Origin of the sequence: Actinomadura rudentiformis (assembly GCF_008923185.1) — a bacterium.
Taxonomy (GTDB): Bacteria; Actinomycetota; Actinomycetes; order Streptosporangiales; family Streptosporangiaceae; genus Spirillospora; species Spirillospora rudentiformis.
The window spans coordinates 24,670-48,569 of sequence record NZ_WBMT01000011.1; the positions used below are offsets into that span (position 1 = coordinate 24,670).

Here is a 23,900-nt window from a genome sequence, read left to right on the forward strand (position 1 = left end):
ATGGGTAGATCGAAGTCGCGAGCGTCGGCCTTGACGGCCGCACTGACCGCGCTCGTCCTGGGTATCGGCCTGGTGCCGGCGATGTCCTCGGCGTCCGCAAGCACGACCGCGCGGGCGGCCGCGCCGGTCCCGGCCGACGACGGGGCGCAGATCACCAGCGAGCGATGGCTGGACCCCTCGACGGTCGATCTGACCGTCCAGTCCCCGGCCGTGGCACAGACGGTGACGGTCCGCGTTCGCGTGCCCCGAGGCTGGCAGCGTGATTCCGCGCGTACGTGGCCGGTGGTGTTCGCTCTCGGCGGCGGCGACAGCGCGGACACCCAGGCCACCTGGATGGAAAGCACCGACATCGAGGACGTGGCCGCGCAGTGGGACGCCCTCGTCGTGATGCCGGATCCGGGTCAGGCGGGCTTCACCGACTGGTACAACTACGGCAACTTCGGCGCCCCGGCGTGGGAGAAGTTCCACACCGTCGAACTGCGCCAGCTCATCGAGCGCAACTTCCGGGGCGGTGACCGCCGGGCGGCCATCGGCATCTCCTCCGGGGGACTCGGCGCGATCACGATGGCGGGCCGGCATCCCGGCGTGTTCAAGTTCGCCGCCTCCTACAGCGGCCTGCTGCACATCACCATGCCGGGGGTCGACGCCTCGCTCATGCTGCTCAACTCCTCCGTCGGAGACCCCTTCCGGATCTGGGGCATCCCCGTGGTGCACGGGGCGAACTGGCGGGCCAACAACCCCTACGACCTGGCCGACAAGTTCCGCGGAACCGGGCTCTACGTCTCGTCCGGCACCACCGGGAACCGCGGCCCGCTCGACCCCACCGACATGACCCTCCCCGAGGCCATCAGGGCGCGGCTGGTCGGCGGTGTCAGCGAGCAGATGACCGGCCTCACCTCGTCCGCCTTCGTCAACAGGCTCAGGTCGCTCGGCATCCCCGTCACCGCGAACCTGTACGGCGACGGCTGGCACCAGTGGAAGTACTGGGACCGCGAGATGAAGGCCTCATGGCCGGCGATCATGCAGGCGGTCGACGCTCAGCGGGTTCCCTAGGGCCGGCCGCGCAGGGCCATCGCGCGGAGCACGGCCTCGATCCCGAAACGCGCCTCGGGGTCCTTGAGCTGGTCGCCGAGGCTCTGGTCGATCCGCCGCATCCGGTAGCGGACGGTCTGCGGGTGGATGTAGAGATGCCGGCCGATCTCGGCGGCCGTGCCCCGGGTCACCAGCCAGGCCTGCAGCGTCTCGGTGATCCGCTCTCGCTGGCCGGGGGTCATGCCGTCCAGGCTCGCCAGCTCGCGCCGCGCGATCTGGTTGATCAGATCGGGTTCCGAGAGCAGCCACAACGTCACGAGATGGTCCTCGCACGCCACGATCGGCCCGTCGTCGATGATCCCGCTGTCGGCCAGGCCGAGCGCCCGGCGCGCCCATCTGAGCGAATCCGCCGCCCGCACCGGCTGGACGGTGAGCCCGGCGGCGAGCCGCCGCCCCGGGATCGCCGCCTGCAACATGGCCTTGCGGGCCATGGTCAGCGGGCCGGGAACCAGCAGGTAGGGCTCGGCGCCGTCCAGGTCCAGCAACACGTCCTCGTCCAGTGCGGCGGGCGCGCACCGCACGCCCGGCCCGGTCGCGACCAGCGTGACCCGCTCGGGGATCTTCCATCGCAGGGCCTCGGCCAGCTCGGTGATGGCCATCCCGTTGCCGGCCGAGTCCTCCATCATCAACCGGAGCAGCCGCCGTCGGCGCCCGTCCATCGCCCCGGCCGGATGGATCTTGGCCTCGGCGTACCCGTTCAACGACAGCGCCACCAGCTCGTCGAGGTAGACGAACACGGCGTCCGCCAGTCGCGACATGATCGATGACGACAGCTCGTACCGCGGTGCGATCTTCATCAGCCGCCGCCACGCCACCTGCCCGCCGATCCGGAACGCCGCCTGCAGGGAGTCCATGCTCCTGCCCTCGTGCGCCTCGATCCTGCCGAGCTTCCGGCAGATGTTCTCGATGCCGTTCTTCGCGCCCGCGCCGTGCGGCACCGCGATCCGGCCGACGAACGTGGCCAGGCACTCCTGGACGCCGAGCTGCAGCACATGGCCGGACGAGCCGTCGATCGGTTCCGCGTATTCGGGGATGGTTCGCCGGATCTCGGCGACGATCTCTTCGGCCAGGCTGGGGAGCTCCGGCCGCAGGAGCGCCGCCAGGCGCCGGGGGAGAGGCAGGGGCGGGTCCTCCAGGAATCCCGGCTCGAGAATCTCAGTCATGGGAGACACCTCCGTACCCACCGCGTGCGCCGCCTGACGCCGGTGCGGGTGGGACACCCGAAAGTCTGTCGCGCGTTGAGCACTTTCTCTCTATGCCGAATGCACTCTCCTGCCGAAAAATGCTCACGCAGGTTAATAGCGCCCGCAGCCGACGGGTGGCGCGCACCTGTACGACCTGGCCAGTGCCGTGTCCCGTCAGGGGAAGGTCTGCGTCGACACCTCTCCATCCACAGTCTGTGATGGAAACATTGCAGAGTGTGCAGGGCAGGAGATCTTGGAGGCGGCGCCTGATGTCCGATTCGACGAGGTGTCAGGGCGGGACGCACGCCGGTACGAAATCCGGGGCCATGCCAGGGGCCGCCTTGCGGGAGGCTGTTCGCGACGGCTCCGTGACGCCGTTGGTCGGCGTGTTCGACATGTTCTCGGCGTCGGTGGCGGCCCAGCATTACGACGGGCTCTTCGTGTCCGGCTACGGGTTTGCCGCCTCCTACTACGGGCTGCCCGACATCGGCTTCATCGCCTGGCCTGACATGGTCGCGTTCGTCCAGCGGCTGCGGCTCGCCTTCCCACAGCACCATCTCCTTGTCGACATCGACGACGGCTACGTGGACGTCGAGACCGCATGCCATGTCGTCGAGCACCTCGAGGCCATCGGCGCCTCCGGCATCATGCTCGAAGACCAGCGGCGTCCTCGCCGGAGCGGACACAGCGACGGCAAGCGCGTTCTTCCGCTGCCCGAGTATCTGGAGAAGCTGGAGTTGGTGCTGCAGACCCGTCGCGACCTGGTCGTTCTGGCTCGTACCGATGCCGTCGACGCCGAGGAGATGGAGCGCCGTGCCGCCGCGCTCGCCGCCACCGACGCCGACATCGTCATGGTCGACGGCATCCGCAGCGCCGAGCAGGTGCGCGGGGTCCGGGCCGCCGTCGACGCGGTCGAGCCCGGAAAGCCGCTGCTGTTCAACCAGATCGCCGGTGGCAAGTCGCCCCGGTGGTCGCTCGCCGAACTCGGCGAGCTGGGCGTGAGTGCGGCCATCTACAGCACACCCTGCCTGTTCGCCGCTCACGCGGCCATCGACGCCGCGATGGCACGGCTCAAAGCCGACGACGGGCGGCTCCCGGACGACCGCGGACAGACCGTCGGCGTGGCCGAGTCGACCGCGCTGCTCGAACGCAATCTCAGCCGTCACCGCCCTCGCTGAGCCCGCAGGTGGCCGTGGTGCGCCTACTGCGGAGGCGGGGACGCCAGCTTGCGCATGCAGTCGGCGACGGCCTTCTGCATCTTGACCTGGTCGGCGGTCGGTGGGGGAGTCCAGTTCTCGCGCCGGTTGGGGATCTTCACTCCGTGCTTCCGCAAGCAAGCGACGAACGAGGCGCTCACCTGCGGCATGGGCCGTGACGGACTGGCCGCGGGCGGCGTGGGCGAGGACACCGTAGAGGGTGACACCGGTGCCGAGGTCGACGGAACGGCCGGTGTGCTCGGAGGCGGAGCGGAGTCCCCTGTGCCCGTGTCATCCCCGCCACAGCCGGCGAGCAGAGCTGTGACCATGACCAATCCCGCACCGAATGCGAGCTTCACGACATGTCCCTTCGACGCACGCTAAAGCGGGAGCCGACACTAGGCGCTCTACCGGCGCGGGTCGATGTCGTCGTCGCTACGTCCACCGGCACCCATTTGTCAGCCAGCTGACAGATGGCACATGTGGAGACCCTGTAGTGGTCCGGTAGAGATCCGGCCTCTGCCACCGATTGCCGCTCAGGATGAGCCCATGGGACGGGTGCGAACGGCCGGATTCATCGTCGCCGGTGCCTGCGCCGGGGTCTGGGCGGCGGTGGTCACCATCGGCAAGCTGGCGGAATCGTGGTCGGCCTGCCGCTCCGAACTCGGGGGCCGGTTCGCGCTCACCCTCCTGAGCGCCACCGCGTTGCTCGTCATGCCGATGGTGGCGGCCGCGGTCGCCGCCCTGGCCGCCGGAGCACGCGCGGCGTTCCGCGGCTCACGCCTCGGGCCGATCCTTGGTGCATCGATCACCGTGCTCGGCGCCGTTTTCGTCCTCCTCCTGGCCGTCGGCTGGATCGCGGTCGGCGTGCCGCCCGCCGGCTATTGCGACGCTGCGCATCACCGGGCCCGAGCTTTGGCGTGAGATGAGCAGCTTTGCCCGAACGGTGCTGCGTAGTGTCGGGCAACCGCAAAGGAGATCCCGTGTTCGAGGAACGTCCTGGGTGCAGCACGAAGGCGCGCCGCTTCTCGGCGTTCATGAAGTACGCCGTCCGGCCGATCTTCCGCTACAGCCCCCTCACCCCGTCCATGCTCCGGTTGGCCGCCGTCCTGGATCTGGGCGCGCCCCTGCTCATGCGGCCGTCCCGCGAGACCGAGATCGAACGGGTCTGGCTGGACGGCTTCCACGGCGAATGGATCCGCCCCGCCGGCGGCACCGGTTCTCATCGCGTGATCCTCTACTTGCACGGCGGCGGATTCTTCTGCTGCGGCCTCCGTACGCACCGCACGCTCGTCGAGCGCATCGCGAAACGCTCGGACGCCACTGCGTTCTCCGTCGCCTACCGCCAGCTCCCGAGGGCGCCCCTTTCGACCTCCATGGCCGATGCCCTCGCCTCGTACCGCTGGCTGCTGGACCAGGGCCACGCCCCTGAGAACATCGTCATCTCCGGCGACTCCGCAGGCGCCTTCCTGGCGTTCACCACGGCCCTGAACGCCATCAAGGGCGACCTTCCCGCCCCCGCCGGCATCGCCGCCCTCTCACCCCTCGTCGACCTGGACCACGAGGCCCGCTCGACCTACGCGCACACCAGGACCGACATCTACATCCCGGTGCACCGCCTCAAATCCCTGAAGCGCCTGCTCCTCGCCGGGATGGAGGGCGACCCCCTCCCGTCCCCCTGTGACCAGGCACTCCAAGACCTCCCGCCGGTCCTCATCATCGTGGGTTCCTGCGAGGGCCTCCGCTGGGACGCCGAGCTCATGGCCGAACGCCTGACCGAAGCCGATGTCCCGCACCGGCTCCAGATCTGGGAGAACCAGATCCACGTCTTCCCCGCCTTCGCCGGCGTCATCCCCGAAGGCCAGGAAGCCATCAACGAGGTGGCCGCCTTCATCCGCGAGACCACCACCCCCGAACACGCCGCCGCCTGACCGGAGACGCCACGCGCTTCGGGCGCCATGCCGGCGGAACGACCTCGAATCCTTAGCCAGATCACACAAACAAGCGATCGTTTTCCACTCGTCCTGCATGTAGCGGAGGGGGCTGCGCGCATCGCAAGATCGCTCCATGAAAATCATCATGCGGGCGGCGCTGATGGCGGTGGTCCTGGGCCTCGTCACCGGCGCCCACCCCCCGCCCGCAGCGGCCGCCGCTTCCACGGCGTCGAGCGTGCCTGCGCCGCCGATCGTGCCTGCGCCGTCGAGCGCGCCCTCGACACCGGTCGTGCCCGGTACGCACGCGCGCACGATCACCATGCCCTCGTTCAACTGGCTCGTGAAGGAGAAGTGGGATCGGCCGTATCTGCTGCACGTGCCGAAGCGCCGCAAAGCCGGCCACCCGCCCCCGCTCGTGATCGCGCTGCACGGCGGCCTCGATGACAGCACGTACATCCAGAAGCAGAGCGGCCTGGACGCCGTGTCCGAACGTCACGGCTTCGTCGTGGCGTACCCCGATGGCTTCCTGCGCACATGGAACGCCGGCGGCTGCTGCTGGTTCGCACGCCTGGCCGGGGTGGACGACGTCGCGTTCATCGACCAGCTCATCACCACACTCATCAAGGAGAAGCTCGCCGATCCCCGGCGGATCTATCTGACCGGGTTCTCCAACGGCGGTGGGCTGGCCTACAAGTACGTGTGTGAACGTCCAGACCGTGTGGCCGCCATAGGCGTGGTCTCCGGTGCGCTCGCCACGTTGTGCCCGTCGCGGCCGAAGGTGTCGTTGCTCGCCTTCCACGGCACGGACGACTTCTCCGTTCCGTACAACGGCGGCGGCAATCTGGACTTCAACGTCAAGGTGCCGTTCCTGCCCGTGCAAGCCGTCGTCGATATCTGGCGGCGGCTGGCCGAGTTGCCCGCGCTGACCCGTACCTACTTCGAGCGGGCGGCGACACACTGCAAGACCACAGGCCGGGGCGCCTCCCGTACCGAGGTCGCCCTGTGCACGGTGACCGGCGGCGGGCACGAATGGCCCGTGCGCACCAAGACCGCCGGTGTCGACGGCAGCGAGATGTTGTGGTCCTTCTTCGCGACACATCCACGATCATCTGCGCCGGCAAAGCCCTGACATCGGGGACTGGAGATCCCGCAAGGGCGAGGGGTTATCCACAGAACGTGATTCTGCTATCACTGAACGTTGTGCCCTGCGAGCATCACCAGCATGAAGACGAAAACGCCGCTGGTGATTCGCTCTCCCCAGGACGCCATAGCCGCCGTGCCCTACCTCCTGGGCTTCCACCCCGCCGACAGCCTGGTGGTGATCGCGTACGACGGTCCGCACAACACCTGTGCGATGCGGCTCGACTTACCGCAGCCCGATGCCAGGGCCGCCGCTGAACGCATAGCCGCACTTCTCACCCAGAACGAGTTCCGCCAAGTCCTCCTTCTCGGTTATGGCACCAATGACGACGTCGCCCCCGTGGTGGCCGCTGCCTGGGAGGTCCTGACCGCCCACAAGCTGCAGATCACCGAAGCCCTCCGCGTGGGCAAGGACCGTTGGTGGTCCCTGACCTGCGTAGACGGTGACTGTTGCCCGCCCGAGGGCCGCCCGTACGACATCTCCACCACGGTCGTCGCGGCCCAAGCCACCCTCTCCGGCCATGTAGCCCTCGACAACAGGGCCGACCTGGCCCGCACGCTGTCCCCCTTGGAAGGCGAGCCCCGCAAGGCGATGCGCGAGGCCACCGACCGAGCCGAGGAACGCTTCCTCTCCTGGACCCGCGAGGCCCTCACCCCCGCCGAGATCCAGTCCCGCCTGGTGACCAGCGGCCTGGCCGCCCTTTCCGCCCTCACCCCCGACCTGACCGACGACGAGGTCGCGTGGCTAGGCGTGACCCTCACCAGCATGCGCGTACGAGACGAAGCCTGGATCCGCGTAGACATAGATGACCCCCAACGCGACATCGACTTCTGGCGTGCCATTCTCCGCCGCATCGAAGAGCCCTACGCCGCAGCCCCCGCCTGCCTGCTGGCCATAGCCGCCTACGCCGCCGGAGACGGAGGCCTGGCCAACCTGGCCCTGGACCGAGCCCAAGACGCCGACCCCACCTACTCCCTGGCCCACTTACTCCGCGCCGTAGTGGATGCAGGCATCCCGCCGTCCCAAATGCGCCTGACCATGACCCCCGAAACCCTGGCCACCGCCTACGAAGACAAACCCCGATAACCAAAAGGCCATCCAGCCCCGAGATCCGCCATCCGTTCATTGGCAGATCCGCCGACCGCCCAAGGAAGGAGGCCGCAGCTCATCCGCACCGGGCAATCAGCAGAGAAAGAGAGAAAGGAGGCCAGCAGGCACCGAAATGAGACGCGGGCGTGGGTGTTACACAACGGCCCCCTTTGCCGCCCACGCCCTGGTCCGGCTCACCCGTCGCCCTCGGCCGCTTCCAGCGTTCCGGGGCAACGGGTCGGGCGGTTTCAGCGGTAGAAGCGGGAGACGCTTTGCAGGACGCACGCGGGTTTGCTGCCGCCCTCGATCTCGATGGTTCCGTCAACCGTGATCTGCACGCCGTTGCCCGCGACCTCTTCGACGGAGGCCAGGCGGGTGGTGAGGCGGATGCGCGAGCCCGCGGGGACGGGAGCGGGAAAGCGCACCTTGTTGAAGCCGTAGTTGACCTTGGTCGTTACTCCATCTACGTCCAGGAGGGCGGTGTGCAGGGGGATGAAGAGCGACAGTGTCAGCATGCCGTGGGCGATGGGTGCCTTGAACGGTCCTTCCTTGGCCCGTTCGACGTCCACATGGATCCACTGGTGGTCGTCGGTGGCGTCGGCGAAGGTGTTGATCTGCTCCTGGGTCACCTCCAGCCAGTCGCCCGGGCCGAACTCCTTGCCGACGAGGCTGGGCAGGTCGTCGATGTGCACGTTCATGTGGGGTCCTCTCGTCCGAACGTTTCGCGCAGGCGGGCCTTGAGCAATTTGCCGGCGGCGTTGCGGGGCAGCGTGTCGGTGAACGCCACCGATTTGGGGATCTTGTATTTGGCGAGGCGGCCGGTGAGGGCGGTCAGGACGTCCTGCTCGGTGAGGGACGGGTCGCCCACGATGACGGCGCGGCCGACCTCGCCCCACGTGTCGTCCGGCACTCCGATGACGGCGCACTCCTGGACCCCGGGGACCGTCATGAGGGCGTGTTCCACTTCGGCGGGGTAGATGTTCTCGCCGCCCGAGATGATCAGGTCTTTGATCCGGTCCACGATGAAGACGTAGCCGTCGTCGTCGACGCGGGCGGCGTCGCCGCTGCGGAACCAGCCGTCGGTGAAGCATCGCGCCGTCTCGTCTGGGAGCCCCCAGTAGCCGGACATCACGTGCGGTCCTTGCACGAGCACTTCACCGTCCCTGATGCAGACGTCGCTGAAGAAGTGCGGGACGCCCGCGGAGCCTGCCTTTGAGACGGCGTGCGCCGCGTCCAGGAAGAGCGTGCCGGGTGACGCCTCGGTCATGCCGTAGCCCTGGAGGAACGTCAGGCCACGTTCCTGGTAGGCCGCGATCAGGGTCGGCGGCACAGGCGAGCCGCCGCAGGTGAGGATCCGCAGGGACGACAGGTCGGCGGTGGCCCATCGGGGCGATCTCACTACTTGCTGGAACATCGCCGGGACGCCGAACATAAAGGTCACCCGGTGCTTCTCGATCAGGTCGAACGTGGCGTCCGGGTCGAAGCCGCCGACGATGACGCACGCTCCTCCTTTGAGGAGGACGGGCAGGGTCAGCATGTTCAGCCCCGCGGTGTGGAACAGCGGAGCCGACACCAGCGCGACCTCGTCCGTGATGAGGTCGGTGTCGACCAGGACGTTGACCGCGTTCCAGGTGATGTTGCCGTGGGTGAGAACGGCGCCCTTGGGCCGTCCCGTCGTCCCGGAGGTGTACATGATCATGCAGGGGTCGTCGAGGCCGACCGGCTCGTCGATCGGGTCGGCGGGGGCACCCCTGAGGAGGTCCTCGTATCGCTCGCCCAGCGCGATCTGGACCCGGACGTCCGACTGGATCTCGGCCACGAGATCGGCGTTGGGGCCGCCGTAGATCAATGCCGAGGCGCCCGAGTCGGCGAGCTGGTAGGCGATCTCCGGGCCGGACAGCCGGATGTTGAGCGGGACGAAGATCCCGCCCAGGCAGCCGGTGGCGAAGAGCGTCTCCAGGAACGTCGGGTGGTTGGGCCCCAGATATGCGACCCGGTCGCCGCGACGTACGCCGAGGCCGTGCAGGGCGTGCGCGAGGCGCGTCACGCGGTCATGGAGCGCCGCGTACGTGAACGGGCGGTCGTCGTGGATCAGGGCCGGACGGTCCGGGGTCTTGCGGGCACGGCGCGCCGGCCATGACCCGAGTCCCTCGTTGCGCATGGTGTGCTCCCTCGCTCTGGATCAGGAGTCCTTGCACAGGCCCAGCAGCCGGGCCGCGTTGTCCTTGAGAATCTTCGGCCGGACCTCGTCCTTCAAGGGGAGTTTGGCAAAATCGGCCAGCCAGCGGTCGGGGCTGATGACCGGGTAGTCCGAGCCGAAGAGCACCTTGTCCTGCAGAAGGCTGTTGGCGTACTGCACGAGCTGCGGCGGGAAGTACTTGGGCGACCAGCCGGACAGGTCGATGTGGACGGTCGGCTTGTGGGTGGCGACGCTGAGCGCCTCGTCCTGCCAGGGGAACGAGGGGTGGGCGAGGATGATCTTCAGATCCGGGAAGTCGACCGCCACGTCGTCCACGTGCAGCGGGTTGGAGTACTTGAGCCGGATGCCGCCACCGCCCGGCACTCCCGCGCCGATCCCGGTCTGGCCGGTGTGGAAGAGCGCGATGCACCCCAGCTCCTCGATCGCCTCGTACAGCCCGTAGGCCAGCCGATCGTTGGGGAAGAACGCCTGGATGTTGGGGTGGAACTTGAAGCCCTTGACCCCGTACTCCTCGACGAGGCGGCGCGCCTGCCGGATCCCGGCCTTGCCCCGGAACGGGTCGATCGAGGCGAACGGGATGAGCACGTCCGGATTGGCGGCGGCCGCCTCGGCGACCTCCTCGTTCGGGACGGGCGGGACGCCGGTGGCGTGCTCGGCGTCCACGGTGAACACCACCGCGGCCATCTTCCGTTCGCGGTAGAAGGCCGCGATCTCTTCGAGCGTCGGCTTGCGTTTCGCGCCGTCCACCTTGAAGTAGGCGCTGGACGCCTCGTGCAGCTCCTCGGCGAGGGAGGATGCGTCCCCGCGGGAGGAGACCTCCGCGTGGGTGTGGACGTCGATGGCGACGAGTTCGTCGATGTTCATCCCGGTCACTCCCCGGGGGATGCGGGGGTTGCGGGGGCGGGGATCGTCGGTGCGGGGATGCCGACGCTCTGCGGCTCGCGTCCGACCGAGGTGGGCCAGGCGGCCGCGATCGTGTCCGGCGTCCAGCCGCCGTCGGCGTAGGCGACCGCCACCTCCTGCGGGTGCGACCACAGCGCGAGCTTGTCGCCGCCGATGCCGACGCACTGGCCGGTGATCTCGCGGGCGGCGTCGGAGGCCAGGAACGGGACGAGCGCCGCGCAGTCGTCGGCGGTCCCGAAGCCCTCTCCCTTGCGCAGGAAGTCGGGGAACGGCTCGCCGCGCTGCTGTGCCTGGACGTACGGCGCGAACGCCGGGATCGTCTCCGTCATCGCGGTCGCCGCGACCGGGACGATGGCGTTGACGGTGATGCGCGCCTTGGCCAGTTCCATCGACCATGTGCGTGCCATGGCGGCGATCCCGGCCTTGGCGGCTGCGTAGTTGGTCTGGCCGAAGTTGCCGCGCTGCCCCGCAGGGGATCCGACCAGGATGAGCGTGCCGCCCTCGCCCTGCTCGCGCATGTAAGTCGCCGCCGCCCGCGCGCAGGTGAACGTTCCGCGCAGGTGGACGCCGATGACGGCGTCGAAGTCCTCGTCGGTCATCTTCCAGAGCACACGGTCGCGCAGGATCCCCGCGTTGGTCACGAGCACGTCGAGCCTGCCGAAGGCCTCCACCGCACGCGCGACCAGCCGTTCGGCCGTCTCCGCCGAGCCGACGGCGGCGACCTCCGCCACCGCTCTGCCGCCCTCCTCGGTGATCGCGTGGACGGCCCGCTTGGCGGCGATCTCGTCGACGTCGTTGACGACCACCGCGGCACCGGCACGGGCGAGGGCGGCGGCGTAGGCCAGGCCAAGGCCCTGCCCGGCGCCGGTCACGACGGCGACCTTGCCGGTCAAATCAATGCCGGTCTGATCAATGCCGGTCGGATCTACGGACATGGGGAGACCTCCTGAGGCGGACGGGTACCTGCGAACATAGGCGTCCAAATTGCAGCCGTCAAGAATGTGCACAACATCGCGAAATGGCCCTACGCTGGCCTCATGCACGAGGACCCGTCTCCGCGGCTGCGGCCCCAGTCGCTCATGTTGACCTTCCTGGGCAACTACGTACTGCGGCGCGACATCGCGGTGTTCTCGGGCAGCTTCATCGAGGTCTTCGCCGGACTGGGCGTGGGTGAACACGCCATACGGTCCACGCTCACCCGCATGACCGGGCGTGGCCTGCTCGCCCGGCACAGGCAGGGCAGGCGCATGTACTTCGGCCTGACCGAACGTTCGGAGCGCATCCTGCTCGACGGCGAGGCCAGAGTCTGGCGGCGCGGAGCGGTCAACGGGGACTGGGACGGCCACTGGACCGTGCTCTCGTTCTCCATGCCCGAGTCCTGGCAGCGGCAGCGGCACGACCTGCGCTCACGCCTGATGTGGGCCGGCTTCGGATCCCTTGGCAACGGAATGTGGATCGCACCGTCGCAGGTCGAACTCGGTCCGGTCCTCAGCTCGCTCAACGGCTCCCTGGAGCATCTCGACCTGAGCCGGCACCTGCGGGTCTTCCACGGGACCGCCGGGGAACCCACGGACGTGTCCCAGATGATGCGCGACGCGTTCGACCTCGACGAGCTGGCCGCCGGATACCAGGAGTTCCTCGATCGCTGGGACCGGCGGGACCCGATCCCCAAGGCGCCCCACGACCTGGCACGCTACCTGTGGATGATGACCGAATGGTTGCAGCTCGTGCGGGTGGACCCGCGGCTGCCCGTCCAGCACCTGCCCGAGGACTGGCCGGCGGTCCGCGCCCAGCGGGTGCTGCATGAGCTGGGCGAACGGTACGACGGTCCCGCCCGTGAGACCGCCGACCGCCTGATCGAGTTCATCCCGGTCAGGAAGCCCGCCGCGCCCGAGGTCTGAGGAAAGAGGCCTGAGGAAACTCGTTCGCCCTCCGGAAAGGGCCCCGTTAGGGGCGCGGCGATGGCCGGCGAAGCGCCCTCTCTTGAGTCAGGAGGAGACGGCTTCTCCTGGGGAGCCTGGGTCGATGCGGCGGTCGCGGTTGCGCTCGTTCCAGGCGCGCATGCGGGGCGGGTAGCCGACGATCTGGACGTCGTAGACGGGGAGGCCCAGGTCGTGGGCCACCTTGTGGATCACTTTGGGGGCGCCGACGCGGCGGCGTGTCCATTCGCCGTCGTGGGCCACGGCCACGGCGGTGGTGTCGGTGGCGAAGGTCTCCGGCTCGACGAAGAACTCGACCCCCTGCTTGCCGCGCGCGAAAGCGATCAGTGCCTCGATGTCGGCGTCGGTGGCCTCCCGGTCGAACTTGGTGACGGTAGAGCCACGGTGCTTGCGGATCCCGAACCGGTCCCGGAACCTCATCGCCTGTCCGTCCTTTGGTGCGGCCCCGGAACGATTCCGGAGCACTGGGGCGAGTACGACAATAACGATCGCCCGTGCGTGCAAGGTTCCATGCTGGTCACGATCTCGGCGACGGCACCCTGTTTTGCGGATCCTGTAAGGGCACCCGACCGTAGGATGACGGGCCGTAAGGATCATCTTTGGTCGGCAGCCGAGAGGACTTGCATTGCGCGAGACGGTCTTGACCAGGCGATGGGCCGGAATGGCCGCCGCGCTGGCCATGTCGGGGTGGCTGAGCACCCTCAACGCGAACGTGCCGCTGGCCGCCGCCCCCCAGGCCGCCGCTAGCAAGGCCGAGCTCATGGCCGTGCGGACACCCCAGCCCGTCGCGGCGCCGCCACGGAAGATCGACTGCCGGAAGCGCAAGTGCGTCGCGCTGACGTTCGACGACGGGCCGATGTCCAGCACCATCAAGCTGCTCACGATCCTCAAGCAGCGGAAGGTGCGCGCGACGTTCTTCCTCATCGGGCAGAACGTGGCCAGGCGGCCGCAGGTCGCGCGGTGGGAGGTGTCGGGCGGGCACGAGGTCGCCAACCACAGCTACACCCACACCGACCTGGCCCGCGCGTCGTCGAGCAGGGTGAGGTCCGAGCTCGCCAGGACCCAGTCGGCGATCAAGCGGGCCACCGGCGTCACGCCCAAGCTCATGCGGCCGCCATACGGATCCACGGACGGCACGGTCGCCTCGGTGACCAAGAAGATGAAGCTGGCGCAGATCCTCTGGACCGTCGACCCGAACGACTGGCGCGACCGCAACAGCAAGACGGTCGAGCGCAGGGTCGTGGCGGCCACCCGGCCGGGTTACATCGTGCTCATGCACGACATCCACCCGACCACCGTCGCGGCCGTCCCCAACATCATCAAGCGGCTGGCCGCCAAGGGGTACGTCTTCGTGACGATCTCCGAGCTCTACGGCAGGCCGCTCACCCCGGGCAAGAAGTACTCCAGGCGCTGACGTCCGGAGGGACGAGGGGAAGTCAGGGGCACCTCAGGGACTTCCCCGATGGCAGGTGGCGCTCCGGGGACCGACGATGAAGTCATGGACAGCAGTCACGCCACCGACCTCCGGGTTTCGGACATCGAACGCGAGCCCGTCATCGAACGGCTCCAAGAGGCCTACGCCGAGGGCAGGCTCGAACACGCCGAGTTCGACATGCGCATGCACCTCGCCATGACGGCCAGGACCAGGGGCGAGCTGGCGGGGGTCCTGTACGACCTCGCTCCGGCGCCCGTGCCGCCCGGCTCACCCAAGAGAGGCCCGGCCCTGCCCGGGGACGGCACGTGGGACGGGCCGCCGCCCACCGGTGAAGACCGGATGCTCGCCGCGGTCGCGCATGCGATCGGATACCCCACCCTCTTCGTCGGCCCGCTGATCATGATGCTGCTGAGCGGCAAGCGCTCGGCGTACGTCCGCCGGCACGCCGTGGAGGCGCTCAACTTCCAGCTCACCGTGCTGCTGATCACGATCGTCACGTTCGGGGTCGGCGGGATGTTGTACGCGATCACCTGGATCGTGGCCGGGATCGCCGCCGTGATCGCGCTCACCGGCAAGTCGTTCCGCTATCCGTGGATCCTGCGCCTGGTGAAGTGACGGCCCGTGACGCCCGCCGAAGACACCCCGTGACGCCCGCCGAAGAGACAGCCTGTGACGCCCGCTGAAGAGACGCCCGCCGGCTGACGCCCGGCGGGTTGGTGGCCCGATGTCCCGAATCGGCTTCCGACTGCGCGCCTATTCCCTTCCCTGCCTGTGATCACCCTCTCGTCCCGCTTATGTGGAACATACATGGGACGATCGGTTTACTGAGTGCGGGAGGGGCACATGACGGAGCTCTTGATCAAGGACGATCACCGGCGGGCGGTCGAGGCACTTCGCAGGTCGTACGAGGCGATTCCGCCCGGTACGCCCGTGCGGCTGGCCAAGAAGACCTCCAATCTCTTCCGGTGGCGCGATCCCTCGGAAGCGCCCGGCCTGGACGTGTCGGGGTTCAACCGGGTCCTGAGCGTCGACCCCGGGTCGCGCACCGCCGAGGTCCAGGGCATGACCACCTACGAGGACCTCGTCGACGCGACCCTCCCGCACGGGCTGATGCCGACCGTCGTGCCGCAGCTCAAGACGATCACGCTCGGCGGCGCGGTGACCGGGCTCGGCATCGAGTCCACCTCGTTCCGGCTCGGGCTGCCGCACGAGGCGGTCCTGGAGATGGACGTGCTCACCGGAGACGGCCAGATCGTCACCGCGACGCGCGACAACGAGCACCGGGACCTGTTCTACGGCTTCCCCAACTCCTACGGCACCCTCGGCTACTCGCTGCGGCTGAAGATCCAGCTCATTCCGGTCAAGCCGTATGTGCGCGTCCGGCACCTCCGGTTCGACGACGCGGCCGAGTGCGCACGGGTGCTCGGCGAGATCACCGAGTCCAAGACCTACGACGGCGAGCCGGTCGACTTCATGGACGGCACCGTCTTCAGCGCCCGCGAGCAGTACATCACGCTGGGCGCCTTCACCGACGAGGCCCCGTACACCTCCGACTACACCGGCCAGGAGATCTACTACCGCTCGATCCAGCAGCGGTCGGTCGACTTCCTCACCGTGCGCGACTACATCTGGCGCTGGGACACCGACTGGTTCTGGTGCTCCGGCGCGTTCGGCGTGCAGAACCCCACCATCCGCCGGATCTGGCCGGACAAGGCCAAACGGTCGGACGTCTACCGCAAGCTCGTCGCGTACGACCGGCGCTTCCAGGTCGTCGCGCGCGTCGAGCGCTGGCGCGGGCTGCGGCCGCGCGAGGACGTCATCCAGGACATCGAGGTTCCGGTCGAGCGGCTATCGGAGTTCCTGGAGTTCTTCCACGACAAGGTGGGGATGAGCCCGATCTGGCTGTGCCCGCTTTCGGCCAGAGAGCGCTGGCCGCTCTACCCGCTGGAGCCGGGCAAGCCGTATGTCAACGTTGGTTTCTGGGGCACGGTACGGCTTCCACCGGGGCAGATCCCCGAGTACCACAACCGTCTGATCGAACGGAAGGTCGCGGCCCTTGACGGCCACAAGTCTCTCTATTCGACTGCTTTTTACAGCCGGGAGGAGTTCTGGCGCCACTACGACGGGGAGACCTATCGACGGCTCAAAGAGTCGTACGACCCCGCCAAGCGGTTGCTGGACCTCTACGACAAGTGCGTGGGCGGGCGCTGAGGTGCGTCCGCCATATCGGGGGAAGGCCCTGAACGGGGCCGAGGGCGGTCCCGGCGGGGGCCGATGGTGATCCCATCGCCCCGTGCCGGGGCGAAGAGAGAGGGAGGCACAAGATGACGCTGGCCAGGGTCTTCGAGCGGCTCGCCGGGGCTGGGGCGCCAGTGGAGTTCACCGCGTACGACGGGTCGCGGGCGGGGGTACCCGGCGCCGACATCCGGTTCGACGTCCGTTCCCCGTACGCGGTGTCCTACCTGGTGCACTCGCCGGGCGCGCTGGGGCTCGCCCGCGCGTACGTCAGCGGCATGATCGACGTCAGCGGCGACATGTACACGGCGCTGTCCACGATGCAGCAGGTGCTCAGCGACGTCACGCCGCGCGACAAGCTCAGGGTCATCGCCGCAGTCGCGCGCGACCCGCTGCTGCGGGGCGCCGTCACCCGGCGGCTCGACCCGCCGCCGCAGGAGGCACCGTTCAGCCGGGTTCCCGACTGGCTCCGCCACTCCAAGAAGCGCGACGCCAAGGCGATCTCACACCACTACGACGTCTCCAACACCTTCTACGAGTGGGTGCTGGGCCCCTCCATGGCCTACACCTGCGCCTGCTACCCCGAGGAGCACTCCACCCTCGAGGAGGCGCAGTTCCACAAGCACGACCTGGTGGCCAAGAAGATCGGCCTCAAGCCGGGCATGCGGCTGCTGGACGTCGGCTGCGGCTGGGGCGGCATGGTCATGCACGCCGCCAAGGAGTACGGGGTCAAGGCGCTCGGCGTCACGCTCTCCAAGCAGCAGGCCGAGTGGGCGCAGAAGGCCATCGCCGACCGGGGGCTCTCCGACCTCGCCGAGGTCCGGCACATGGACTACCGCGACGTCGCCGAGACCGACTTCGACGCGGTGAGCTCGATCGGCCTGACCGAGCACATCGGCAAGGCCAACCTGCCCGCCTACTTCTCGTTCCTCTACGGGAAGCTCAAGCCGGGCGGGCGGATGCTCAACCACACCATCACCCGGCCTGACAACCGGGCACCCGCGATGAAGCAGGACGGGTTCATCAACCGCTACGTCTTCCCCGACGGCGAACTCGAAGGCCCCGGCTACATCCAGATGCAGATGAACGACGCGGGCTTCGAGATCCGTCACCAGGAAAACCTGCGGGAGCACTACGCCCGTACGCTCAAGGGCTGGTGCGACAACCTCGAAGACCACTGGGACGAGGCCGTTGCCGAGGTCGGCGAGGGCACCGCCCGGGTGTGGAAGGTCTACATGGCCGGCTGCATCCTCGGCTTCGAGCAGAACTGGATCCAGCTCCACCAGACCCTGGGCGTCAAGCTGGACGACAACAACAACGCGCGCATGCCGCTGCGCCCGGACTGGGGCGTCTGACACCTCCAGATCAGGCGTCCGGCAGGTCCGCTGTTTCACCGTTCCGAGGCCGTCTCCCGCAGAGGAGACGGCCTCGTTCGCCTACATGCGGGACGTACTGCAGGGTCTCCCGAGACGTTTGCGGGCCCTTGGCTGATCCGGGACGTTTGGGCGCCCTGGGCCGGGAAGACCCTTCGGAAACGAAGGGATCTAGGGGGACTGGATGACGCAGACAATGGAACGTAAGCGGCATGCCCGGCAGGAGGTGCCGCAGGCCTCGGCCGGGGACAGCCTCCGGATCGCTGTGCAGGTGCTGGCGCCCACGCTCGTCAGAGGCATTCTCGCCAGGCGGCCCAGAGTGGTCGCGGCCGCCGAGAGACTCGACGCGGACCGGAAGGCGGGACGCCTGCTCCAGCGGATGCGGGCCAAGTACGGGCCCGGCCCGATCCGTCTGTGGTCGCCGCTGCGGTCCATCGCGCTCGTCCTGTCCGAGGAGGACGTGCGACGGGTCCTGGAGGGGTCACCCGAGCCGTTCGCCGTGGCCAATCGCGAGAAGCGAGCGGCGCTCTGGCACTTCCAGCCGCACGGCCTGCTGACCGCGTCCGGCACTGACCGCACCGACCGGCGGCGGTTCAATGAAGCCGTGCTGAACACCCACCGGCCCGTCCATCAGTACGGGGATCTCATCGCCGGCAAGATCGCGAGCGAGGCGGCCGAGCTGATGGCCGGTACCGACACGCTGACCTGGGACGATTTCCGGGTCGCATGGTGGCGTGTGATCCGCCGGGTGGTGCTCGGCGACGCCGCGCGTGACGACGACCGCGTGAGCGACCTGCTGACCCGGCTCCGCATGGAGGCGAACTGGGCCTTCGCACCGCGCCGCCCGCAGATCTACCGGGAGTTCCGGCAGCGCCTCGACGGGTACGTGCGCAATGCGGAGCACGGCAGCCTCGCCGAACTCGTCGCCACCACGCCCGCCACCGGACGCACCAAGCCGCAGGCACAGATGCCGCAGTGGCTTTTCGCCTTCGAGCCCGCGGGCATGGCCGCCTACTGTGCCCTGGCGCTCCTGGCCACCCATCCCGAGCAGGCCCGGCGGGCGTACGCCGAGATCGAGGGCCGGGATCTGTCGGAGCCCCAGGACCTGCCGTTCCTGCGCGCCTGCGTCCAGGAGTCCGTGCGGCTCTGGCCGACGACGCTCGCCATCCTCCGCGACACCACCACCGCGACCGACTGGGATGGCCGGACACTGCCCGCGCATACGGCGCTGCTGATCCCGACGGCCTTCGTCCAGCGGGACGAGCAGACGTTGCACTACGCGGACACCTTCGCGCCCGATGTCTGGCTTGACGGGACTGCGCAGCGGAACTGGGCTGCGATCCCGTTCAGCGGTGGTCCAGGAGAGTGCCCGGGCCGCAACCTCGTCCTCCTGACGACGTCGCAGTTCCTCGCCCACCTGCTGGCCGGGCATGCCTACCGGCAGACCGGCGGGCAACGCCTGTCGCCGGACCAGCCCTTGCCGCGCACCCTCAACCCGTTCGGGCTCCGGCTGGACGTCGAACGCACGCGCTGACGCGCGCGCAAGACGCTGTACCGCCGTCCGACCGTACGGCTGAACGTCTGCCGAAGAATGTGACTAGACCGAGTCCGATTTGACGGTCTTCGCGTCCTCGCCCGGGGTTGGCTCGTGGTCGTGGTCGTGGTCGTGGTCGGGCTCGTCGGTGTCACCGTCGGCGTGAGCGTCAGTGTCGGTGTGGGCGTCCGTGTCGGCGTGAGCGTGGGCGCGGGTGCGGGCCAGGGCCGCCAGGGCGGTGGTGATCGGGACCGCGGCGATCAGGCCGAGGGTGCCGGCGACGCTGCGGACGATCTCCTGGGCGATGGCGGGCGCGGTGACCACGTCACCGAGAGGCTGCTGGGCGACGCTGAGCAGGAGGAGCAGCGGCAGGGAGGCACCCGCGTACGCCAGGATGATGGTGTTGATCACTGAGGCGATGTGGGCGCGGCCGATCCGGGCGGCGGCCCGGTAGAGCTGCGCGAACCGGTAGGCCGGGTTGGCGTGGGCCAGTTCGTTCACGGTGACGGCCTGCGTCACGGTGACGTCGTCCAGCACGCCGAGCGAACCGATGATGATGCTGGCGAGCAGCAGGCCCTGGCCGTTGATCTGGTACGCCATGTCCAGGTTGAGGGCGTCCTCGTCGCTCAGCCCGCCCAGGTGCGTCAGGTTGATCGCGGCGGTGGCGAGCAGGCCGGTCAGGCTGAGGCTGGCGATGGTGCCGATCACCGCGATCGAGGTGGGCATCGAGAAGCCGTGCGTCAGGTAGAGCACCGCCAGCATGATCGCGGCTGCGCAGACGATGGCGACCAGCAGCGGCGGCCGGCCCTCCATGATCGCCGGAATCAGGAACTGGAGCAGCAGCACGAACGTGATCGCCAGTCCTACCAGGGCGGTCACCCCGCGCCAGCGGCCGAACGCGATCACCGCGAGCGCGAACGCCGCCCCGATCAGCCACAGCGGGCCCGACCGCTGATGGTCGGACAGCTGGTAGGCGATGCCGTCGGGGGCGTCGGTCATGTGCACGACCTGGACGTCGTCGCCGACCGAGTAGCGTTGCGAGCCCGGGTCGCTGGGCAACGGCGCGACCACTTCCTGGCCCGCCTGGTCGCCCGAGGTCAGCTTGACCTTCGCATCGCCGCAACGACGCGGGTCGGGCGGCGCAGCCCGCCGCCCGTCCGTTACGGCGCCGTCCGCTCCGCCGCCCTCTGTGCCCGCCCCTTCCGTGCCCGGCTCGGGCTGCGGGCACGGCTTGAGAGTGATCGCGACGACCGTCCCGTTGATCTCCTTCAGCGGCTCGGAGCCTGCGATCTCCGGCTGGTCCGGCCACAGGAACAGCACCGCGGCCAGCGTCGCGACCGCCACCGGCACGATGACGGCCAGCACGGCGACCCGTACCGATTTCGGCGACTTCGGCACCGTCCCGTCGTGCGAATGATTCGCGCCCACATCCCAGCCTTTCGCGCTCACACAGGCTGAACAGTGTGTCGGGCGCCTCTACCCCCGACAAATCGGCGGACAAAATGATCAGATTGGCCGGGAACCGATCGGGCCGAACGGACACAAGCAGGCCATGACCCTCGAACCCCCAACGGACACGGAGTTGTGGGACCGTGCGCGGGACGGCGACGACCACGCCTTCGGCGAGCTCTTCGACCGGCATTCGCGCACCGTCTACAACTACTGCTTCCGGCGAACGGCGGACTGGACGGCGGCCGAGGACCTCACCTCCGTCGTCTTCCTGGAGACCTGGCGGCGCCGCGACCAGGTGCGGCTGAGCGCCGACTCCCTCCTGCCCTGGCTGTACGGCGTCGCCACCAACGTCCTCCACAACCATCGCCGCAGCCTGCGCCGCCACCGCGCCGCGCTGGACCGGGTCCGCGCCATGCCGGCCGCCCCCAACGACGCGGCGGCCGCCGCCGCGCGGCTGGAGGCCGAACGCGAGATGCGCGTGGTCCTCGACTCGATCAAGAAGCTGTCACGGGGCGACCAGGAGATTCTCGCGCTCTGCGTGTGGGAGGGCCTCGGCTACGCCGAGGCCGCGGCGGCGCTCGGCGTGCCGGTCGGCACCGTGCGGTCACGCCTTGCCAGGGCCCGCAAGCGGCTGCGGCACGACACGGAACCGCATCGGGCGGACGGACATAGGAGAGGCGATCGACCCACCGCGCTCTTCTCGGAGGAAACCTCATGATCGACCAGCAGACCCCCGTCCCCCCGGCCCGGCAGGACATGCCCGCCGGACACCAGGACGCGCGCCGCGTTCACCTCATGGCCGAGATGGCGGACATGACCGGCTCGCGCCGTCGCCTGCCAGGCGGCGGCGGCCGGCGCTGGGCGGTCGGCGGCCTGGCCGCCGCCGGTCTCGCCGGTGCCATGGCCGCCACCCTGATCGCCGTGCCGGACGCCGGGCAGGAGGGCGGGCGGGACGGCGGCGGATCCACACCGGCGACCGTGCCGGTGAGCGCCGTCGAGGTCCTCGACCGCGCCGCCGCGACCGCGGGGCAGTCCGCCGAACCACGTCCTGACCAGTACGTTTACACCGAGACTGAGCAGCGCGACCGGCACCCCGTCGCCAACACGATCCAGTCGAGATCGTGGCGGTCGGTCAGCGGGAAGCGGGTCGGCCTGATCATGGACTCGGCCAACTGGAACGAACGGTTCTGGATGTGCGAGGCGGCCCGGCGGAAGAACAACACCGGCAAGGAGCCGAAGAAGCTCCCCGAGGTCGACCCGTCCAAGGTGCCGAGCGACTGCCGCAACACGCCGTTCTACCGCCGTGACCTGCCGCGCGACCCCAAGGCCATGCGCGCCTGGCTCTACCGGAACAGCCAGGGCGGCAACCCGCCGGACGTGCAGGTCTTCCACACCGTCGAGGAGACCGTTTCCGGTGCCCGGCTGACCCCTGCGGCACAGGCCGCGATCTTCAAGGCGACCGGAACGCTCCCCGGCGTGACCGTGTCCCGGGTGAGCCCCACGGCCATCGCGGTCGGGCAGACCTGGAACGGCATCCGGCTGGAGCTGATCTTCGAGCCCAGGACGTATCGCTTGCTGGGCACGCGCCAGGTCGTCGACCACGACCGTTCGTTCCAGCCGAAGGGCGGCAAGAAGTACCCGAAGGGTCGCGGTCCTTCGGGGTCCGCCGAGATGGCGGGCATGAAGCCGGGCACCCTGCTGCGTCAGTGGACGATCGTCAAGCAGACGGTGGTCGACGAGATCCCGGCCTCCTACTTCAAGCCCGTCGGCTGACGCACATATGACGGGACAACGATCCCGAGCCGGTTCTGTGTCCCCATCCGGCCGGATCGCTGCCCCGTCAGGCGTATCGCTGCCATGGCGTATCGCCGCCATGTGTATCGCCGCCATGTGTATCGCCGGCAGGTCTATGGGGCGACGGCAGGTCGGCCGTCTTTCGGCGCGCTCTGACCGTTCCGGCGAGGCGCGGAAATCGCGGCAATGAGCAGGGCGAAGACGCAGGCACCGGCGGCGAGGACTCGATAGCCGCCTGCGGACAGGACGATCGTGGACAGCAGGCTCGCGGCGGCGGCGAACATCCAGACGGCCGCGTCCACCGCGCCCTCGACATGCGGCCGGTCGGCCGCGGGCACGTCACGGGCCAGGCGTGCGCTGCCGCCCACGAAGCAGAGGTTCCAGGCGTACCCCAGCAGGAACAACGCGGGCAGCTGCGCCCCGTTCGGGCCCAGCGCGGCCAGGGCGCAGGAGGCGGCGAGCGTGAGGAGTCCGGCGAGGATCACCGGAGGCGGGCCGAAGCGGTCGAGCAGCCGTCCCGTGATCGGAGACAGAGCGAACATGCCGAGGGTGTGCGTGGAGAGCGCCACCCCCACCGAGGCCAGGCCGTGGCCGTGCAGGTGCATGTGGAGCGGCGCCGCCGTCATGACGGCCACCATCACGACCTGCGCGGTCGCCATGACCACCAAGGCCGAACGAGCCGTCGACGTGCGCATCAGCGAGCGCAACGTCATGCTGGACGGCGCGACCTCGCCCGCAGGCGCTCTGAACGAGGTGACGGCGGCGATCACACAGGTGACGGCGGCCAGGAGGAAGGGCCCGGCGAAAGGCACGAGGCCCAGCCCGTCCGCCACGTTCCCCGACGGATCCATGAGAAGAGGGCCGCCGACCGCGCCGATGGCCGCCGACCAGACCACGATGCTGATGGCGGTGCCGCGTCGTCCGGGCGGGTACAGCTCGGCGGCGCCATAGCGGGAGAGCTGCGCGCCCGCGTTGCCGAGGCCGAGCAACAACATCCCGAGGCTCAGTCCGAGCACATCGTCGCTGGCGACGGCGACGACCCCGAGGCAGGCGCCCAGCGCCGCCACGACATAGCCGACGATGAGCGCGGTGCGCCGGTTCATCAGTGCGGTCAGGGCGAGCGCGCCGACGCCGGTGCCGACGATGCCCGCCGTGTTGGGTACGCCACCCCATCCCGCGCCCAGCCGGTCACCTGCCACGAGGGTGCTCGTCGCGCTGGAGGCCGCCATCGCCGCGTTCATCATCGCCGAGCCCGAGCACAGCGCCAGCATCGCCCGGGTGCGCGCGACCGGCGGGGCACCAGGCCCGGTCACCGGTGCGGTGTGCACATCCACTTTGGTCATGCTTTAACGCTAGAAAAGCCGGATCCGCCGTGGAATGGGCGATGACTGGTCTTCA

22 protein-coding genes are annotated in these 23,900 nt (G+C 69.1%); 14 read left to right on the forward strand and 8 right to left on the reverse strand.

What is annotated here, in order from left to right; translation table 11 throughout:
• The gene (locus F8566_RS23035) at window positions 1-1,053 is read left to right on the forward strand and encodes an alpha/beta hydrolase (RefSeq protein WP_151563195.1); all 1,053 of its coding nucleotides are present in this window, start codon (window positions 1-3) and stop codon (window positions 1,051-1,053) included.
• On the opposite strand, the gene F8566_RS23040 is transcribed toward F8566_RS23035, so the two are convergent.
• Window positions 1,050-2,255, reverse strand: a complete 1,206-nt coding sequence (locus F8566_RS23040; RefSeq protein ID WP_151563197.1) for a helix-turn-helix domain-containing protein — start codon at window positions 2,253-2,255, stop codon at window positions 1,050-1,052. The genes F8566_RS23035 and F8566_RS23040 overlap by 4 nt on opposite strands.
• A 362-nt stretch (window positions 2,256-2,617) precedes the next feature.
• Between F8566_RS23040 and F8566_RS23045 the strand changes: the two genes are divergently transcribed.
• The 5 genes from F8566_RS23045 (at window position 2,618) to F8566_RS23065 (ending at window position 7,633) form a co-directional block, all read left to right on the forward strand.
• Window positions 2,618-3,454 (forward strand): isocitrate lyase/PEP mutase family protein, encoded by an 837-nt coding sequence (locus tag F8566_RS23045; RefSeq protein ID WP_225993437.1) that lies wholly within the window; start codon window positions 2,618-2,620, stop codon window positions 3,452-3,454.
• Between the two features lie 567 nt (window positions 3,455-4,021).
• Window positions 4,022-4,396: a hypothetical protein gene (locus tag F8566_RS23050; protein ID WP_151563201.1), complete on the forward strand. Its 375-nt coding sequence runs from the start codon at window positions 4,022-4,024 to the stop codon at window positions 4,394-4,396.
• Between the two features lie 59 nt (window positions 4,397-4,455).
• The gene (locus F8566_RS23055) at window positions 4,456-5,403 is read left to right on the forward strand and encodes an alpha/beta hydrolase (protein WP_225993438.1); all 948 of its coding nucleotides are present in this window, start codon (window positions 4,456-4,458) and stop codon (window positions 5,401-5,403) included.
• A 136-nt stretch (window positions 5,404-5,539) separates the two neighbouring features.
• On the forward strand, window positions 5,540-6,535 hold the full coding sequence (locus F8566_RS23060) for an alpha/beta hydrolase family esterase (RefSeq protein ID WP_151563203.1): 996 nt from the start codon (window positions 5,540-5,542) through the stop codon (window positions 6,533-6,535).
• Window positions 6,536-6,628: 93 nt separating this feature from the next.
• Window positions 6,629-7,633: a DUF4192 domain-containing protein gene (locus tag F8566_RS23065; protein ID WP_151563205.1), complete on the forward strand. Its 1,005-nt coding sequence runs from the start codon at window positions 6,629-6,631 to the stop codon at window positions 7,631-7,633.
• 251 nt (window positions 7,634-7,884) lie between these two features.
• On the opposite strand, the gene F8566_RS23070 is transcribed toward F8566_RS23065, so the two are convergent.
• From F8566_RS23070 to F8566_RS23085, 4 genes are read right to left on the reverse strand one after another with little or no spacing between them, the layout of a single operon-like run.
• Window positions 7,885-8,334: a MaoC family dehydratase gene (locus F8566_RS23070; RefSeq protein WP_151563207.1), complete on the reverse strand. Its 450-nt coding sequence runs from the start codon at window positions 8,332-8,334 to the stop codon at window positions 7,885-7,887.
• Window positions 8,331-9,797 (reverse strand): acyl-CoA synthetase, encoded by a 1,467-nt coding sequence (locus tag F8566_RS23075; protein ID WP_151563209.1) that lies wholly within the window; start codon window positions 9,795-9,797, stop codon window positions 8,331-8,333. The genes F8566_RS23070 and F8566_RS23075 overlap by 4 nt, the downstream gene beginning before the upstream one ends.
• Before the next feature lie 21 nt (window positions 9,798-9,818).
• Entirely contained in the window at window positions 9,819-10,700 is an 882-nt protein-coding gene (locus F8566_RS23080) for an amidohydrolase family protein (RefSeq protein WP_151563211.1), read from the reverse strand.
• 5 nt (window positions 10,701-10,705) lie between these two features.
• On the reverse strand, window positions 10,706-11,674 hold the full coding sequence (locus tag F8566_RS23085) for an SDR family NAD(P)-dependent oxidoreductase (protein WP_151563214.1): 969 nt from the start codon (window positions 11,672-11,674) through the stop codon (window positions 10,706-10,708).
• Window positions 11,675-11,776: 102 nt separating this feature from the next.
• On the opposite strand from F8566_RS23085, the gene F8566_RS23090 reads away from it, so the two are divergent.
• Entirely contained in the window at window positions 11,777-12,640 is an 864-nt protein-coding gene (locus tag F8566_RS23090) for a PaaX family transcriptional regulator (RefSeq protein ID WP_151563216.1), read from the forward strand.
• 87 nt (window positions 12,641-12,727) lie between these two features.
• Here the strand turns inward: F8566_RS23090 and F8566_RS23095 are convergent, their stop codons facing one another.
• On the reverse strand, window positions 12,728-13,099 hold the full coding sequence (locus F8566_RS23095) for a hypothetical protein (RefSeq protein WP_151563218.1): 372 nt from the start codon (window positions 13,097-13,099) through the stop codon (window positions 12,728-12,730).
• Window positions 13,100-13,304: 205 nt separating this feature from the next.
• Here F8566_RS23095 and F8566_RS23100 point away from each other — a divergent pair, with 205 nt between their 5' ends.
• The 5 genes from F8566_RS23100 (at window position 13,305) to F8566_RS23120 (ending at window position 19,256) form a co-directional block, all read left to right on the forward strand.
• A complete protein-coding gene (locus tag F8566_RS23100) occupies window positions 13,305-14,093 on the forward strand; it encodes a polysaccharide deacetylase family protein (RefSeq protein ID WP_225993439.1) in 789 nt (262 codons plus the stop codon).
• A gap of 84 nt (window positions 14,094-14,177) precedes the next feature.
• Window positions 14,178-14,729, forward strand: a complete 552-nt coding sequence (locus F8566_RS23105; RefSeq protein ID WP_151563221.1) for a DUF1707 and DUF4870 domain-containing protein — start codon at window positions 14,178-14,180, stop codon at window positions 14,727-14,729.
• 228 nt (window positions 14,730-14,957) lie between these two features.
• On the forward strand, window positions 14,958-16,325 hold the full coding sequence (locus F8566_RS23110; RefSeq protein ID WP_151563223.1) for an FAD-binding oxidoreductase: 1,368 nt from the start codon (window positions 14,958-14,960) through the stop codon (window positions 16,323-16,325).
• Window positions 16,326-16,438: 113 nt separating this feature from the next.
• On the forward strand, window positions 16,439-17,704 hold the full coding sequence (locus tag F8566_RS23115; RefSeq protein ID WP_151563225.1) for a class I SAM-dependent methyltransferase: 1,266 nt from the start codon (window positions 16,439-16,441) through the stop codon (window positions 17,702-17,704).
• Between the two features lie 202 nt (window positions 17,705-17,906).
• Entirely contained in the window at window positions 17,907-19,256 is a 1,350-nt protein-coding gene (locus F8566_RS23120) for a cytochrome P450 (RefSeq protein ID WP_225993440.1), read from the forward strand.
• Between the two features lie 63 nt (window positions 19,257-19,319).
• Here the strand turns inward: F8566_RS23120 and F8566_RS23125 are convergent, their stop codons facing one another.
• Window positions 19,320-20,654, reverse strand: a complete 1,335-nt coding sequence (locus F8566_RS23125) for a YibE/F family protein (RefSeq protein ID WP_225993441.1) — start codon at window positions 20,652-20,654, stop codon at window positions 19,320-19,322.
• A 154-nt stretch (window positions 20,655-20,808) separates the two neighbouring features.
• Between F8566_RS23125 and F8566_RS23130 the strand changes: the two genes are divergently transcribed.
• Both F8566_RS23130 and F8566_RS23135 read left to right on the forward strand, forming a co-directional pair.
• Complete coding sequence (locus F8566_RS23130; protein WP_151563229.1) at window positions 20,809-21,426, forward strand: RNA polymerase sigma factor; 618 nt, start codon at window positions 20,809-20,811, stop codon at window positions 21,424-21,426.
• The gene (locus tag F8566_RS23135) at window positions 21,423-22,481 is read left to right on the forward strand and encodes a CU044_5270 family protein (protein WP_151563231.1); all 1,059 of its coding nucleotides are present in this window, start codon (window positions 21,423-21,425) and stop codon (window positions 22,479-22,481) included. The genes F8566_RS23130 and F8566_RS23135 overlap by 4 nt, the downstream gene beginning before the upstream one ends.
• A gap of 134 nt (window positions 22,482-22,615) precedes the next feature.
• On the opposite strand, the gene F8566_RS23140 is transcribed toward F8566_RS23135, so the two are convergent.
• A complete protein-coding gene (locus tag F8566_RS23140) occupies window positions 22,616-23,845 on the reverse strand; it encodes an MFS transporter (protein WP_151563233.1) in 1,230 nt (409 codons plus the stop codon).
• Window positions 23,846-23,900: the final 55 nt, after the last annotated feature.